The organism is Aeromicrobium sp. (assembly GCF_047606445.1).
GTDB lineage: Bacteria > Actinomycetota > Actinomycetes > Propionibacteriales > Nocardioidaceae > Aeromicrobium.
Window position 1 is genome coordinate 16,473 of the sequence record NZ_JASGEK010000056.1, and the last position, 15,071, is coordinate 31,543.

Consider the following 15,071-nt stretch of genomic DNA (forward strand, 5'->3'; position numbering starts at 1 on the left):
CACCTCAGGGGTCGACAGCTTCGGTCCCTGTCCCCCGCAAGCGGGAGGTGCCCCCAGTGTGAGCGAGTCCTACGAGCGAGCCTCGAAGGGACAGAACTGAACCCCTACGGCCAGAGGGCGGTCAGTTCGGACCAGGTCCGCTTGCGGCCGGTGTAGAAGGGGATCTCCTCGCGGACGTGGCGGCGGGCGGCGCTGGCGCGCAGGTCGCGCATGAGGTCGACGATGCGGTGCAGGTCGTCGGCCTCGAAGGCGAGCATCCACTCGTAGTCGCCGAGCGCGAAGGAGGCGACCGTGTTGGCGCGGACGTCCGGGTAGGGGCGGGCCTGCATGCCGTGCTCGCGCAGCATGTCGCGGCGCTCCTCGTCGGGCAGCAGGTACCACTCGTACGAGCGGACGAACGGGTACACGCAGACCCAGTCCCGCACCTGCTCCTCAGCCATGAACGCCGGGATGTGCGCCTTGTTGAACTCGGCCGGACGATGGATCGCCGTCTGCGACCAGACCGGCGCCATGCGCGAGCCGAGCGCGGTGCGGCGGAAGGCGTTGTAGGCGGCCTGCAGCGCCTCGGCGGTCGGGGCGTGCCACCAGATCATCAGGTCGGCGTCGGCGCGCATGCCGCTGACGTCGTAGGCGCCGCGCACGACCACGTCCTCGGCGGCCAACGACGCGACCAGGGCGTCCGCCTCAGCCGCCTCGGCGGCCCGGTCCGCGTCGCCCAACACGCGGTCCAACCGGAACACCGACCACATCGTGTAGCGGATGGTCTCGTTGATCTCTTTGGCTAGCTTTCCCTGATTCGGCACGCTCATGCCGTCATTCTCCCGCCTCGTCCAACAGCCGTCGCACGGCCTCGGCCGCCGAGCCGACCACGGCGGCGATCCCCACACCGTCATAGGCCGCGCCGCACACCTCCAAGCCACGCACGCCCGCGACCGACGACCGCACCGCCCGGACCCGGTCGAGATGGCCGACCTCGTACTGCGGCAGCGCGCCGCCCCACCGCTGGACGTAGAAGTCGGCAGGCTCCGGCAACGGGCCGACCGCCTCGCGCAGATCGGCCAGCACCCGGCCCGTCAGGTCCGCGTCGGACATCGGCAAGACCGCCTTGTCACCGGCCCGGCCGACCGACGCCCGCACCACCGTCTTGCCCGACGCGCCGACCCAGTCCCACTTGTTGGAGCTAAACGTGGCGGCCTTGACGAAACGTCCGTCGACCGGCGGCACGAGGAAGCCCGAGCCCTCCAGCTCCACCACGTCGTCGAAGACGAAGGTCGCCAGCGCGACGCTCGCGTAGTCGACCCCGGCGAGCGTGAACGCCGCCTCCGGGGCAGCCACCGCCAGCAACCGGGCGGCGGCCGGGGCGGGCGCTGCCATCACCACCGCGTCGAAGCGCTCGGCGTCGACCTGCCAGCCGTCGTCGGCCGGTTCCACCAGCCGCACCGGCTCGCCCAGCCGGACCTCCGAACCCGACGCCTCGGCCAGCGCGGACGGAAGGGACCCGACGCCGCCGACGAGCCCCGCGAACACCGGACCGTCCACGGCAGGGCGCGGCGCACCGGCCGCCGTCACCGGATCAGCGCCCAGCTCCGCCAACTGCGGGGCCGCCGCGCGCAAGGACAGCGCGTCCGCGTGGCCGGCGTACACCCCGCCGAGCAGCGGCTCGACCAGCCGGTCGACCACCTCCCGGCCCGCCCGCGCCGCCACGAACTCGGCCACCGAGACGTCCTCGTCGGCCAGCGGGACCGACCGGGCCTCGACCGTCTCGACCACGCCGGAGGCGAGCGCCGCGTCGACGTCGGACGGCACGCCCAGCACGGTCGGCGGCAGCGGACGCACCGCGCCGCGCGTCCACACGCCCGCGCGTGTGGTGGCCGGATGGACCACGCGGTCGCCCAGCCCGATCCGCTCGATCAGGCCGACCGCCTCGGGCCGACGCGCGAGAATCGACTCCGCGCCGAGGTCGAGCGTCAGACCGCCGACCTCGCCGGTGAGCAGCTTGCCGCCGATCCGCTCCGAGCCCTCGAAGACGACCGGCTCATGACCCGCCTGACTCAACTCCCACGCGGCGGTGAGCCCGGCGATCCCGCCGCCGACGACCGCGACGCGCATCAGGGGCGCTCGTAGGCGTGGACCACGTCGACCAGGCGGGCCAACGCGTCCGGGTCGATCGACGGCAGCACCCCGTGGCCGAGGTTGAACACGTGGCCGCGGGCCGCGAGCCCCTCGTCGAGCACACGACGCGCCTCGGCCGCCACCACCTCCGGCGGCGCGAACAGGGTCGTCGGGTCGAGGTTGCCCTGCACGCTGCGGTCGCCGACACGCCGCACGGCCTCGTCGAGCGGCACCCGCCAGTCGACGCCGACCACGTCGGCCCCAGCCTCGCCCATCGCGCCCAGCAGCTCGCCGGTGCCTACGCCGAAGTGGATGCGCGGCACGTCCAGATCGGCCACCGCGCCCAGCGCCGCCGCCGAGTGCGGCTGCGCGAAGGCCCGGTAGTCGGCCAGGCTCAGCGCGCCCGCCCACGAGTCGAACAGCTGCACCGCCGACGCGCCCGCCTCGACCTGCATGCGCAAGAACTGGCCGGCGACGGCCGCGATCCGCTCCATCAGGTCGTGCCACAGCCCGGGGTCGGTGCGCATCATGGCCTTGGTGTGCCGGTAGTCGCGCGACGGACGCCCCTCGATCAGATAGGACGCCAGCGTGAACGGGGCGCCGGCGAAGCCGATCAGCGGCGTGCCGCCCAGCTCGCCGGTCAGCGCGGTGACGGCAGCGATCACCGGGGCCACGTCGTCGGGCTCCAGGTCGCGCAGCTGGTCGAGCTGGGCGCGCGTGCGGATCGGCTCGGCGACCACCGGACCGGTGCCCGCGACGATGTCGAGGTCGACGCCGATCGCCTTGAGCGGCACGACGATGTCGGAGAAGAAGATCGCCGCGTCGACGCCGTACCGGCGCACCGGCTGCATCGTCACCTCGACCACCATGTCGGTGGTGAAGCAGGCGTCGAGCATGGCCACGCCCTCGCGCAGCGCGCGGTACTCCGGCAGCGAGCGTCCCGCCTGCCGCATGAACCAGACCGGCGTGTGGTCGGGGCGCTCGCCACGGCAGGCGCGGAGGAAGGGGCTCTCGGACAGCTGTGTCGTCACCCGTCCAGTCTCCCAGGCGGGGCCTGCGTGTCGGACCCGGTCCTGGCCGGACAGGCGCCTACTATCGAAAGCGTGAGCACGCATCGCCAGCTCCGTGACACGCCGAGCCAGTTCGCCACCGCCGTCGAACAGCTGAGAACAGCCGTCGTACGGCCGGAGGTCGTGGTCGAGCCGCAGCCCGCCCCCACCAAGATCGCCCCGCACGCCTATGCCCTCGGCGGCGAGATCGACGGCGGCGAGGACGAGCTCGCCAGCGGACGCTTCGTGCTGCTGCACGACCCCTTCGGCCAGGACGGCTGGGAGGGCGCGTTCCGCTGCGTGACGCTGGCACGCGCCGAGATCGAGGGCGACCTCGCCGACGACCCCGTGCTGCCGTCGGTGTGCTGGAGCTGGCTCACCGACGCCCTCGCCGCGCGGGAGGCCGAGGTCACCGCGAGCGGCGGCAGCGTCACCGTGGTCCACACCGAGTCCTTCGGCGCGATCGACGGCGACCCGCCGCGCGCGCAGATCGAGGTGCGCGCCTCGTGGACGCCGCTGACCGGCGCCGCCGAGCACCTCGGCGCCTGGACCGACCTGCTGGCGAAGATCGCCGGACTCCCGCCGCTGCCGACCGGCGCCGCCGCGCGCACCCCGGAGGGACCGTCGATCCCGGCGGAGATCACCTATCTGGACTCGCGCCGCCGGGGGGCGGGACGCCGATGACGTCCTTCGAGCCCGAGTTCCTCGTCCCGCGAGCCCCGGAGGCCGAACCGGAGCCGACGAAGCTGCCGCCGCTCTCGCTGCGCGACCCGCTTCCGGCGGTCGTCGACACCGCCGACGCCTACGAGAGCGCGTGCGCGGCCATCGCCGACGGCAGCGGTCCGCTCGCCATCGACACCGAACGCGCCTCCGGCTACCGCTACTCCCAGCGCGCGTACCTCGTGCAACTGCGTCGCGAGGGGTCCGGCACGCATCTGGTCGACCCCGTCGCCTTCGACGACCTGACCGCGCTCGACACGGCCGTCGGCGACGCCGAGTGGATTCTGCACGCCGCCACCCAGGACCTCCCCTGTCTGGCCGAGGTCGGCATGCGCCCGCGCGCCCTGTTCGACACCGAGCTGTCGGGGCGGCTGCTCAACCTGCCGCGCGTCGGGCTGGCGACGCTGGTCGAGCACTTCCTCGGCCGGTCGCTGGCCAAGGAGCACTCGGCGGCCGACTGGTCCACCCGGCCGCTGCCCGAGCCCTGGCTGGTGTACGCGGCGCTCGACGTCGAGGTGCTGATCGAGCTGCGCGACCTGCTGGAGGTCGAGCTGGAGAAGGCCGGCAAGCTCGCCTGGGCGCGCGAGGAGTTCGAGGCGCTGCTGTCGTTCACCGCCCCGGCGGCCAAGACCGACCGGTGGCGGCGCACCTCCGGGATGCACCGGGTGCGCGGCCGCCGCAACCTCGCCGTCGTGCGCGAGATGTGGCTGGCCCGCGACCGCATCGCGCAGGCCCGCGACACCACGCCGGGCCGGGTGCTGCACGACTCCGCCATCGTCGAGGTGGCCTCGGCCGCGCCCGCCTCGCTCGACGCCCTCAGCGCGCTGAAGTCGATGCGCGGGCGCGGCGGGAAACGCCACCTGACCGAGTGGATGGAGGCCGTGCGGACGGCGCTGGCCATGCCCGAGAAGGATCTGCCGGGCGCGGCCGGGCCTGCCTCCGACGGCGGCCCGCCGCCGGCCCGTTCCTGGAACGAGCGCTATCCGGAGGCCGCCGACCGGTTGGGCCGTCTTCGCGAGACCGTCTCCGACACGGCCGGTCACCACGACCTGCCGGCGGAGAACCTCATCGCCCCGGCGATCGTGCGCGAGCTCGCCTGGCAGCCGCCCGAGGACATCCCGGTCGCCGACTTCCTCACCCAGCGCGGTGCGCGGGCCTGGCAGGTCCGCCTCGTCGCGGAGCAGTTCGCCGCAGCGCTCGGCGACGACCGTGGCTGACTTCCGTCGGCCGCTGCTGCCCGGCCCGCAGGCTTTCGAGGGCTGGCTGGAGGCGGCCGACCCGACCGCGGTCAGCGCGACCGGAGAGCGCATCGCCCACCTCCTGGTGCGCGGCACCGACGAGCGCTCCGACGACGCCCTCGTCGAGCGGGTGCTGCGACTGGTCGACACCGAGGGGCTCGCGACCATCGCCGAGCTGTGGTCCGCCGCCCCCTCCGACACGGTCGCGGGATGCCTGTGGCGGCTCTATCTGCTGCACACCTGGGTGCATCGTCAGCCGGACCAGGCGGCCCGCGAGTACGCGGCCGGGCTCGCCCACACCCCCGTGCAGAACGTGGTGGCCGGACTCGGCGAGGCCCCCTCCCCCGAGGACGTCGCGGCGCTGGTCGACGCGGTCTTCCACGGGCTGATCCGCTCGGACTTCGACGTCGCGCTCGACCGCGCGGCGGCCTTCGCCCACGTGGCGTCGGTCGGCCGGGCGCAACTGGACTCCGGCGACCCGCACAGCGCCGCCCGCCTGTTCGACCTGGCCCGCCACCTCCGCCGCGCCGCCGCCCTGGAACGAGACGGCCGCCTGGCCTGACAATCGGTAGCGTAGAAACCCGACAATCGGTAGCGTAGAAACCCGACAATCGGTAGCGTAGAGCCATGGGATACACTCGTCGACTCGTCGACCAGGAACTCGACGAACTCTTGCCCGCGCTCCCGGCCATCGCGCTCCAAGGCCCCAAAGGCGTAGGGAAGACATCGACCGCGCTCCCCCGGGCGACCACCATTTTCACGCTCGACGACGACGCCGTGCGAGAGACCACGCAGGCGCGGCCGGCGCGTGTGGTCGAGGCGGCTCCGCCGGTGTTGATCGACGAATGGCAGCGTGTCCCTTCCACCTGGGACCACGTCCGCCGAGCCGTCGACGCCGGGGCTCCACTCGGAAGTTTCATCCTCACCGGCAGCACCGCCCCTCCTGGAGCCTCCGTCCACTCCGGAGCAGGACGGATCGTCGATCTGCGTATGCGTCCGCTGAGTCTCGCCGAACGGGGGCTGTGCGAGCCGTCCGCCTCACTCGCGGCCCTCCTCCGTGGAGAGGCCCCACCCGAGGCGGACTCACCGGTCAGCCTGGAACAGTACGCCGATGAGGTGCTCCGCTCCGGCTTTCCCGGGATCCGCCGGCTCCCCGAACGCGGCTCCCGTCGGGCCCTCGACAGCTACCTCGCGCGGATCGTGGAACGGGAGTTCCCCGAACAAGGCCTACGAGTCCGTCGCCCGGAGGTGCTGCGCGACTGGTTACGGGCTTACGCCGCAGCGACAGCGACCACGGCGAGTTACACCGCGATCCTCGACGCCGCCACTCCCGGACAGAACGCCAAGCCCGCCAAAAGCACCACCATCGCGTACCGGGACGTGCTGGCTCAACTCTGGCTGCTCGACCCGTTGCAGGCCTGGCAGCCGTCAAGCGGGCTCGGTCCCGTCGGCCGCTCGCCCAAGCACTTCATGGCCGACCCCGCGCTCGCGGCGCGACTCCTCGAACTCGACATGGGACGTCTCCTCGACGGCGCCTCTCCCGGGGCACCCGCTCGCGGCGGATCGGCCCTCGGCGCGCTCTTCGAGCACCTGGTGGCGCTGAGCCTGCTCGCCTACGCGCAAGTGAACGAGGCCAGGGTCGGTCATTTCCGCACCCGTGGCGGCGACCGTGAGATCGATGTGATCGTCGAGAAGAACGGACGCGTGGCCGCCTTCGAGGTCAAACTCAGCTCGACGATCACCGACCGTGACGTCCGGCACCTGCGATGGCTACGCGACCGCTACGGCGACCGAGTCGCTTCCACCGCCGTCATCACCCCGGGCCCTCACGCCTACCGTCGAGCCGATGGGGTCGACGTCATCCCAGCAGCGCTCCTCGGCGTATGACCTCACCAGGTAGAATCTCCCACGCGTCGGGCTGCGGCAGCCCCGGGTCCCAACATCAGCCGCCACGAGCGGCCACGCGCCGTGAGGCGCTCCCAGCCCGACGCGCTAGACCTCGTCCAACTCGCTCATCGGAGTCGAGTCGCGACTGAGCACCCAGCCCATCGCCAGCAGGGCGGCCACCTGCAGCGGCCAGCCCATGACGAGCTTGGCGACGCCCAGCCAGCCGACGAGGTCGGCGGCCCACAGCGGGTACTGCACCGCCACCCGCAGCACGCACGGCAGCGCCAGCAGCCAGGTCAGCTTCGAGCACAGGCGCACGAGGCCGGGATTCCTCCGCCACGAGGTGAGGTCGCCGGCGAGGCTGCCGACGAGGAAGCCGACCAGCGGCCAGCCGACGAGGATCGTCGCCGCGAGCCCGACAGAGTAGACGCCGTTGTAGATGATTCCAGGCAAGAACATGTTCTTCGCCTCGCCGGTCCTCGACGCCAGGAGCGCGCCGATCCCGATGACGAACAGCGCGTTGACCACGAACTGCGGCGTGCTGCGCTGGACCAGACGGACCACCAATAGCACCAGCGCCACCGCGACCGCCGCGACGATCGAGTTCCGCAGGTCTTTCGTCGTCGTCCACGAGACGAGGAAGACGACGCTGGGCACCGCGCTCTCGGCCACGCCCCGGACGCCGCCGAAGGCCGCCGACAGCTGCTGTCGGACGTACTCCTCGACCGTCGCCGCCGAGGCCTCCTTGTTCCACGCCTCCTCGACCGGTTCAGTCATCGGCGTCCTCCGCGCGCGGCAGGGTGAGCATCAGGGTCTCGCCGGAGCGACGGGCCTCCGCGCCCCGGACCACGACCGCGTCCCGGAAGACGTCGATCAGCGCGCCGTCGTCGCGCGGCTCCTTGGCCGCCGGACCCAGGATCGTGGCGCGCAGCGTCCAGCGCCGCCCGTCGTAGCCGATCACCCGGCTCGGCTGGACCAGCTTCTCGCCGTTCGGCCCCTTCACCGGCAGCATGCAGCGGACCTCGGGCCCGAAGACGCCGTCGACCTCCTCGACCTGTCCGCCGCGCTCGGTCACCTCGCGGACGACGTCGGCGCGCAGCTCGCCCCACACGCCGCCGTCCTTGGGCGCGGCGAAGACGCGCAGCCGGATCATGCCCTCGGATCCGTGGATCGCCACGACCGGCGCCTGGCCGTCGACGTCGTTCGCCGGACGCTGGACGCCGTAGCCCTCGGGGACGGTCAGCCGCAGCGCGCCCAAGTCGAGCCGACCGTCGAGGAACGGCTGCTCGTCGACGTCCCACGGACCATGCTCGCGGGTCGGCTCGGCCGGGGCCGAAGGCGTCTCTTCCTCGACGCGACGCCGGGGGCGGAACAATGCCATCAGTGGTCCTCTCGGTTCATACTCGCGTGGCCGCCGGTCGACCCGTAGCCGCCGGCGCCGCGCTCGGTCTCGTCGAGCGCGGCGACCTCGACGAACTCCGCGTGCTCGACGCGTTGGACGACGAGCTGGGCGATCCGGTCGCCCCGGCGCACCGCGAAGGGCTCGCGGGGGTCGTGGTTGACCAGCACCACCGTGATCTCGCCCCGGTAGCCGGCGTCAATCGTGCCAGGCGCGTTCACGACCGACACACCGTGCCGCCAGGCCAGGCCCGAACGGGGATGCACGAGGCCGACATGCCCCTCCGGCAGCGCGACGGCGATCCCGGTCGGCACCATCGCCCGCTCGCCCGGCTCGATCACGAGGTCGAGCGTGCTCATCAGGTCGGCTCCGGCGTCGCCGGGACGGGCGTACGACGGGAGCGGCAGACCGGGGTCGAGACGGGTCAGGGCGATGGCGACCATGACAGCGACCCTAGTGGCCGGTCGGCGACGACACGCCTGGCGCCACACTGGGCCGGTGACCTATCACGAACGCCTCTCCGCCCCGCTGGGGTGGTGGATCGGCGCACTGTGCTTCTCGCTGACCTTCGGCTGGCTCATGTACGTGGCCGCGACGCCGCTGATCGCCGCGCTCTTCGCGGCGGCGGCGATGCTCGTCGCGGGCGGCCTCGTCGCGGCCTACGGGTCGCTGCGGATCGCCGTCGACGACGAGTTGCGCGCCGGTCGGGCGCATCTCGAGGGCCGTTTCATCGGGGCGGTCGAGGTGCTCGACCCGGCGGCCTACCGCGCCACGATGGGGCCGCGGGCCGACGTGCGCGCCTGGCTCGTGACCCGGCCGTGGATCGTCGAGGGCGTGAAGGTCGTGCTCGACGACGCGAGCGATCCCGTCCCGTACTGGCTGCTCGGCAGCCGACACCCCGACCAGTTGGCCGCCGCCGTCGAGGCGCTGCGGCAGACTGGTCGCCAGGCCGCCACCGGCGGCGCCACACCGAAGGGAGCCTAGACCGTGAGCAAGCGACAGGGCGGTAAGAAGAAGAGCCGTCAGAAGCAGGCCGAGGCCGACCTCAAGGAGAACTCCTCGGCGCAGAAGAAGCCCGGCCGCGGCTCGAAGGCCACCTGGAAGCTCATGAACCGCTCGACGGGCATCGCCTCCGGCCTGCTCGCCCCGCTCGTCGCCACCGGCGTCTGGCGTCTGCTCACCGGCAAGAAGCCCCCGACGAGCTCGGACAACCCCGAGATCGACGCCCGCGAGGCGATCATGTGGGCGCTGCTGGGCGGCGCGCTCGTCGAGGTCGTGAAGGTGGCGGTGCGGCGTGGCACGGCCCAGTACTGGGTCAAGTCGACCGGCGAGCTGCCCCCGGGCATGAAGCACGTCGCCCCGAAGGACGACGTGGTCCAGACCTGACCCAAGAGGGGCCGCGTCAGTAGGCGCAGTCGCGGCAGACGAGCTGCGAGCCCTTCTCCTCGGCCAGCTGGCTGCGGTGGTGCACCAGGAAGCACGAGCTGCACGTGAACTCGTCGGACTGCTTCGGCACGACCTGGACCGCGAGCTCCTCGTGCGACAGGTCGGCGCCGGGCAGCTCGAAGGACTCGGCCGCCTCGACCTCGTCCTCGTCGACCTTGCCGGAGTTCTTCTCGTGGCGGCGCGCCTTCAACTCCTCGATGGAGTCCTCGGACTGCTCTTCCTCGGTTTTGCGCGGTGCGTCGTAATCGGTGGCCATGGTGGGTCCCTCCAAGCGTCAGTCGTACCCGGTGGTGTGGGTGGTTCAGGTGACGTCGCGGTCAGCGCACTCCCGGGTGGGGGGTGTCCGTCCGGCCGGGAGATTGTTGCACACGGCGGCGAGGAGCGCGCGTCAGAACCCACAAGCGCGCACGAGGTCGAGAAATTCCCCCGCGATGTCGGGGTGCGCGGCCACGACCAGCTCGCGCCCCGGCGCGCCGCCGTCTCGCCCGACGACCCGGCAGCCGGCCTCGGCGGCGACGAGCGCCGCCGCCGCGTGGTCCCACGGCTGGAGCCCGCGCTCGACGTAGGCGTCGACCGTCCCCTCGGCGACGGCGCACAGGTCGAGGGCGGCCGCCCCGATGCGCCGGATGTCGCGCACCTGGGGCAGCAGCGCGGCCACCGCCCGTCCCTGCGCGGCGCGCACGTCGGGGTCGTAGCCGAAGCCGGTGGCGACGAGCAGGTGGTCGAGCGTCGGCGGCGGCGGGGTGCGGAACCGGCGACGGCCGCCGTCGAGCCGGAAGGCCCCGCCGCCGCGCGTCGCGGCCCACTCGCGGCCGTCGGCGATGTTGACGACGTACGCCGCGAGCGTGTCGCCGCCGACCTGTCGGGCGGCGACGGAGACCGCGTAGGCGGGCACCCCGTACATGAAGTTGACGGTGCCGTCGATCGGGTCGACGACCCACTCGACCCCGCTCGTGCCGACGAGGTCGTCGCCCTCCTCTCCGACGAAGCCGTCCTCGGGACGCAGTGCGGCGACCCGGGCGCGGATCAGCTCCTCGCTGGCCCGGTCGGTCTCGGTGACGGGGTCGGTCTGGGTCGACTTGACTGCGGCGACCGGGACCCGGCCCGCCGGACGTCGCTCGCGCACCAGTGCGGCGGCCTCGCGGCCCACCGTCGCCGCGACGTCGAGCAGGTCGTCAGGCGGCGTCATGCTCAGGACACCGCCTCGCGCGTCGAGCGGAGGCTGAGACAGCAGTCGGGGGCGCTGCGGTCCGGCGCGGGCGGCAGGTCGCCGACGACCGCGCGGACGGGGTCGAGGCCGCGTTCGGCGGCGTCGCGCTCCAGCAGCAGGTCGACGACCATGTCGACGAAGGCCGGACGGGTGTCGGGGGTGCCGACGCGGACGAAGCGCAGGCCGAGGCGGCGGGCGGTGGCGGCGGCCTCGGTGTCGAGGTCGTAGACGACCTCCATGTGGTCGGAGACGAAGCCGATGGGGATCACCGCGACCGCGCCGACCCCGTCGGCGGCGAGCTTCTCCAGGTGGTCGTTGACGTCGGGCTCCAGCCACGGGACGTGCGGCGGGCCGGACCGCGAGCAGTAGACGAGGTCGTAGTCGCCTCGGCCGACGGCGGCGGTCAGCAGCCGGGCGACCTCGTGGTGCTGACGGACGTAGGCGCCGGCGCCGGGACCGCCACTGGCCTCGTTCATCGTCGCGGGGATCGAGTGGGTGACGAAGACCAGACGGGTGTCGGCGGGCATGTCCGTCAGCCCCTCGGCCAGCGCGGCCTCGAAGGAGCCGACGAAGCCGGGATGGTTGAAGTAGTGGCGCAGCCGGCGCAACTCGACGTCGAGGCCCTGGCTCGCCTCGAACAGGTCCTCGCGGTACTGGCGGCAGCCCGAGTAGGAGTCGTAGGCGCTCGTCACGAACACCGCGATCCTCCGGCGGCCGTCGGCGGCCATGCGCTCCAGCGTGTCGCGCAGGTAGGGGCGCCAGTTGCGGTTGCCCCAGTAGACCGGAAGGTCGACGTCGTGGCGCGCGAGCGACGCCTCGATCCCGGCGAGGAGCGCCCGGTTGGCGTCGTTGATCGGCGACGTGCCGCCGAAGCCGAAGTAGTGCTCGCCCACCTCGACCAGGCGTTCGCGCGGGATGCCCTTGCCGCGCGTGACGTTCTCCAGGAAGGGCACCACCTCGTCGGGATGTTCGGGCCCGCCGAAGGAGAGCAGGAGCAGCGCGTCGAAGGTCACCTCGGGCATGGAGCCATCGTGTCACGGCGGATCGGCTGCCCGCGTCGCACCGCCGCCCCGCCGGCGCCCTCCTTGCCATTAGGCTGGGCTTGCCATGACCGACGCCGCTTCCCTCGCCACGCCCGCCGCCGCGCTGGCGCGCGCGTGGCTCTCGCCGCGCGCCGACCGGCGTGAGGGTCTCGTGGCCGATCCCGAGGGACTCGCCTTCCTGCGCGGCCTCGCCGCCGCGCTGGCCGACCCCGGCCGAGCCGAGAGCCGCCTGGCCGAGTTGGCCTCCGACGTCCCGCAGGCCCTGCCCTGGGGCGAGCGGCGCGCCCTGCGCCGCGGGCTCAAACGTCCCGACCAGGCCCGGTCCGTCGCCGAGCAGGCGCTGCGCCAGCACGCCGGGCCGTTGGCGCTGTCCGGCGCCCCCGACCAGCTCGGCCCCGGACTCGCGTCCCTGCGCGCGAACGGCGACCTCGTCACCGTCGACCCCGTCGGCGACGTCGCGCCCGAACAGCTGGCCGCGCTCGCCGCCCGCGAGGACGTGCCCTCGCTGCTCGTCGACCTGACCGACCTCGCCGGTCCGGCCCGCCGCTGGGACCCCGAGCACGACGCACGCCACCGCGCCGCGCGGCTGCGGCCGCTCCTGGAGGCCTCGACCGCCTCCGGCCAGCCGACCCGGATCGTGCTGGACGCCGGACTCCATCGCGATCTGGAGGCGACCGTCGACGGGGCCATCGCGGCCCTCGACTCCTCCGACCAGGCGCTCGTAGCCGTCACCGTTCCGGCCGACGCCCCCGAGAGCCTCGACCTGTGGGAGCGGCTGCTCGCCGCGGCCCAGCGCCGACACGGCGCGGGAGGCGCTCCGCTGACGGTGCGCCTCGTCCGGGGCCGCCTCGCCGCGTGGGAGCGCGCCGAGGCCGAGACGCGCGGCTGGCCGGTCCCGGTGCTGACCGAACGCGCCGAGGTCGACGCCGCCTTCCTGCGCCTGCTCGACCGCGCGCTGCGCCCCGAGCACCCCGTCACGGTCGCCGTGGCGAGCGACGACCTCGGCGACCTCGCGTGGGCGACGAGCCTGGCCGACCGCAACGGCGCCCTGTCGTCGCTGACCCTCGAACTGCCGCACGGCCTCGACGAGCGGGTCGTCGACGCCGTCCGCCAGAGCGGCGCCACAGTGAGCCGGCGGGTGCTCCTGGCCCCGCCGGAGGCCTTCGCCGCCACACTCGGCGCCGTGTTGGACCGCGCCGCCGAGAAACCGGCGGTCACCGAGTTCGACCTCGGCGCCGTGACCGCCACGTCCGTGGCCTCGCCGCACGACCAGGACCGCCGCGAGGAGCACCCCGCCGGCGACGTCGAGGGCTTCGCCAGCACGCCGCCCACCGACCCCGGAACCCCCGGCAACCGCGCCTGGGCCGCCGACCAGCTCGACCGCGCCGTCTACACGACCCTCGGCCAGGCGACCGTCGACGACGCGCGCGTCCACGGCCCGGCGGGGCTGGAGACGATCATCCGGCAGACCCGCACGGCGGCCGACCGCTGGCACGACCGCGACGCCGCACTGCGCGCCTGGCTGCTGCACCAGGCGGGTCAGGCCCTCGCCCGACGTCGCGGCGACCTGGTGGCCGTCATGGCGCAGGAGGCCGGGGTGACCCTCGCCGACGCGGACGCCGAGATCACCCAGGCGATCGACGCGGCCCACTACTACGCGGAGTCGTTGCCGCGACTCGCCGCCGTCGACGGCGCGGCCTTCAACGCCACCCGCCTCTCGGTGGTCGCCCCCTCGAACGCCCTGCCGGTGGCCAGCGCCGCCGACAGCACGCTGGCCGCGCTGGCCGCGGGCAGCGCCGTCATCGTCAAGCCCGCCCCCTCCACCAGCCGCTGCGTGGCGGTCCTGTGCGAGGCCCTGTGGCAGGCGGGCGTCCCGCACGACGTGCTGCGCCTGGTCAGCCTGCCCGAGGGGCCGCTGAGCAAGCACCTCATCGCGCACTCCGACGTCGACCAGGTGCTCGTCAACGGGGCGTGGGAGAGCGCCGAGGCCTTCCTGTCGTGGCGGCCCGGCCTCGACCTCGTCGGCCACACCGGCGGCGGGGGCACGATGGTCGTCACCGAGAGCGCCGACCTGCGGCTCGCCGTCGAGGACGTCGTCGCGAGCGCCTTCGACCACGCCGGCCAGCATCCGGCCGCCGCACGTCTCGTCGTCACCGTCGGGTCGGACGCCTTCGTCGAGCGTTTCGAGCGTCGCCTCGCCGACGCCGTCGTCGGCCTGCGCGTCGGAGCGGCCACCGAGCCCGCCAGCCAGATCGGGCCGCTCGTCGCCCCGCTGTCCGACGAGGCCCTGGCCCTCGCGTCCGGCGAGTCCTGGCTCGTCGAGCCGCGCCGGGTCGGCGACGGCACGCTCTGGTCGCCGGGCGTGCGGCGCGGCGTCCGCCCCGGCTCGTCGGCGCACCGCACGCCGTCGGCCGGTCCGCTGCTCGGCCTCATGCGCGCCCCCGACCTCGCCACCGCGATCCAGTGGCAGAACGCCACCGACTACGCCCTGAGCGCGGGACTGCACTCGCTCGACGCCGACGAGGTCGCCCCGTGGGTCGAGGCGGCCGAGGCGGGCAGCCTGTTCGTCAACCGCGACATCACCGGCTCGGTCGTGCAGCGCCAGCCCTTCGGCGGCTGGAAACGGTCCAGCGTCGGCGCGACCGTCAAGTCCGGCGGACCGAACACGCTCGTGCGGCTCGGCTCGTGGAGCCCCCGCCCGGCCCGCCACACGCCCGACGTCGAGGCGAGCGCGCCCGTGCGCCGCCTGCTCGACGCCGCGGGCTCGTCGCTGTCGGCCGACGACCGCTCCTGGCTGGAGGCCGCCGCCCGTTCCGACGAGCACGCCTGGCGGCGCGAGTTCGGCCTGACCAAGGACGTCACCCGCCTGCGCGCCGAGCGCGACCTCCTGCGCTACCTGCCGGTCCCGGTGCTGGCCCGCGTCGAGGGCGACCCGCGCGGCGCGCTGCGGCTGCTGCTGGCCGCCGC

16 protein-coding genes are annotated in these 15,071 nt (G+C 73.7%); 7 read left to right on the forward strand and 9 right to left on the reverse strand.

Features of this window, described 5'->3' with window-relative positions:
* Nucleotides 1-104: 104 nt before the first annotated feature.
* The 3 genes from hemQ to hemE are packed head-to-tail and all read right to left on the reverse strand — an operon-like array spanning nucleotide 105 to nucleotide 3,143.
* Nucleotides 105-809, reverse strand: coding sequence for a hydrogen peroxide-dependent heme synthase (gene hemQ / locus QM621_RS10445; protein WP_414990318.1), 705 nt, complete (start codon nucleotides 807-809; stop codon nucleotides 105-107).
* A gap of 4 nt (nucleotides 810-813) precedes the next feature.
* On the reverse strand, nucleotides 814-2,109 hold the full coding sequence (hemG, locus tag QM621_RS10450) for a protoporphyrinogen oxidase (protein ID WP_414990319.1): 1,296 nt from the start codon (nucleotides 2,107-2,109) through the stop codon (nucleotides 814-816).
* On the reverse strand, nucleotides 2,109-3,143 hold the full coding sequence (gene hemE / locus QM621_RS10455; protein WP_414990320.1) for a uroporphyrinogen decarboxylase: 1,035 nt from the start codon (nucleotides 3,141-3,143) through the stop codon (nucleotides 2,109-2,111). Before hemE ends, hemG begins: the two co-directional genes overlap by 1 nt.
* Nucleotides 3,144-3,215: 72 nt before the next feature.
* On the opposite strand from hemE, the gene QM621_RS10460 reads away from it, so the two are divergent.
* From QM621_RS10460 to QM621_RS10475, 4 genes are all read left to right on the forward strand, one after another.
* On the forward strand, nucleotides 3,216-3,845 hold the full coding sequence (locus tag QM621_RS10460) for a DUF3000 domain-containing protein (RefSeq protein ID WP_414990321.1): 630 nt from the start codon (nucleotides 3,216-3,218) through the stop codon (nucleotides 3,843-3,845).
* Nucleotides 3,842-5,098, forward strand: a complete 1,257-nt coding sequence (locus tag QM621_RS10465; RefSeq protein ID WP_414990322.1) for a ribonuclease D — start codon at nucleotides 3,842-3,844, stop codon at nucleotides 5,096-5,098. Before QM621_RS10460 ends, QM621_RS10465 begins: the two co-directional genes overlap by 4 nt.
* Nucleotides 5,091-5,681 carry a hypothetical protein gene (locus tag QM621_RS10470; RefSeq protein ID WP_414990323.1) on the forward strand — a complete coding sequence of 197 codons (591 nt, stop codon included), beginning with the start codon at nucleotides 5,091-5,093 and terminating at the stop codon, nucleotides 5,679-5,681. The genes QM621_RS10465 and QM621_RS10470 overlap by 8 nt, the downstream gene beginning before the upstream one ends.
* A gap of 65 nt (nucleotides 5,682-5,746) precedes the next feature.
* The gene (locus QM621_RS10475; RefSeq protein WP_414990324.1) at nucleotides 5,747-7,006 is read left to right on the forward strand and encodes an ATP-binding protein; all 1,260 of its coding nucleotides are present in this window, start codon (nucleotides 5,747-5,749) and stop codon (nucleotides 7,004-7,006) included.
* Between the two features lie 105 nt (nucleotides 7,007-7,111).
* Here QM621_RS10475 and QM621_RS10480 read toward each other — a convergent pair whose 3' ends face one another.
* The 3 genes from QM621_RS10480 to dut are packed head-to-tail and all read right to left on the reverse strand — an operon-like array spanning nucleotide 7,112 to nucleotide 8,848.
* Nucleotides 7,112-7,783: a DUF3159 domain-containing protein gene (locus tag QM621_RS10480; RefSeq protein WP_414990325.1), complete on the reverse strand. Its 672-nt coding sequence runs from the start codon at nucleotides 7,781-7,783 to the stop codon at nucleotides 7,112-7,114.
* On the reverse strand, nucleotides 7,776-8,387 hold the full coding sequence (locus QM621_RS10485; RefSeq protein ID WP_414990326.1) for a DUF3710 domain-containing protein: 612 nt from the start codon (nucleotides 8,385-8,387) through the stop codon (nucleotides 7,776-7,778). The genes QM621_RS10480 and QM621_RS10485 overlap by 8 nt, the downstream gene beginning before the upstream one ends.
* Nucleotides 8,387-8,848, reverse strand: a complete 462-nt coding sequence (dut, locus tag QM621_RS10490; protein ID WP_414990327.1) for a dUTP diphosphatase — start codon at nucleotides 8,846-8,848, stop codon at nucleotides 8,387-8,389. Before dut ends, QM621_RS10485 begins: the two co-directional genes overlap by 1 nt.
* A gap of 55 nt (nucleotides 8,849-8,903) precedes the next feature.
* Between dut and QM621_RS10495 the strand changes: the two genes are divergently transcribed.
* Both QM621_RS10495 and QM621_RS10500 read left to right on the forward strand, forming a co-directional pair.
* Nucleotides 8,904-9,389 (forward strand): DUF3093 domain-containing protein, encoded by a 486-nt coding sequence (locus tag QM621_RS10495; RefSeq protein WP_414990328.1) that lies wholly within the window; start codon nucleotides 8,904-8,906, stop codon nucleotides 9,387-9,389.
* Between the two features lie 3 nt (nucleotides 9,390-9,392).
* Nucleotides 9,393-9,791 carry a DUF4235 domain-containing protein gene (locus tag QM621_RS10500; RefSeq protein ID WP_414990329.1) on the forward strand — a complete coding sequence of 133 codons (399 nt, stop codon included), beginning with the start codon at nucleotides 9,393-9,395 and terminating at the stop codon, nucleotides 9,789-9,791.
* Nucleotides 9,792-9,807: 16 nt separating this feature from the next.
* Here QM621_RS10500 and QM621_RS10505 read toward each other — a convergent pair whose 3' ends face one another.
* From QM621_RS10505 to QM621_RS10515, 3 genes are all read right to left on the reverse strand, one after another.
* Nucleotides 9,808-10,107, reverse strand: a complete 300-nt coding sequence (locus QM621_RS10505; protein ID WP_414990330.1) for a DUF4193 domain-containing protein — start codon at nucleotides 10,105-10,107, stop codon at nucleotides 9,808-9,810.
* 132 nt (nucleotides 10,108-10,239) lie between these two features.
* Nucleotides 10,240-11,040: an inositol monophosphatase family protein gene (locus QM621_RS10510; protein ID WP_414990331.1), complete on the reverse strand. Its 801-nt coding sequence runs from the start codon at nucleotides 11,038-11,040 to the stop codon at nucleotides 10,240-10,242.
* Between the two features lie 2 nt (nucleotides 11,041-11,042).
* Entirely contained in the window at nucleotides 11,043-12,083 is a 1,041-nt protein-coding gene (locus tag QM621_RS10515; RefSeq protein WP_414990332.1) for a ferrochelatase, read from the reverse strand.
* 85 nt (nucleotides 12,084-12,168) lie between these two features.
* Here QM621_RS10515 and QM621_RS10520 point away from each other — a divergent pair.
* Nucleotides 12,169-15,071 (forward strand): proline dehydrogenase family protein (locus QM621_RS10520; RefSeq protein ID WP_414990333.1); only part of this gene is annotated, 2,903 nt, incomplete at its 3' end.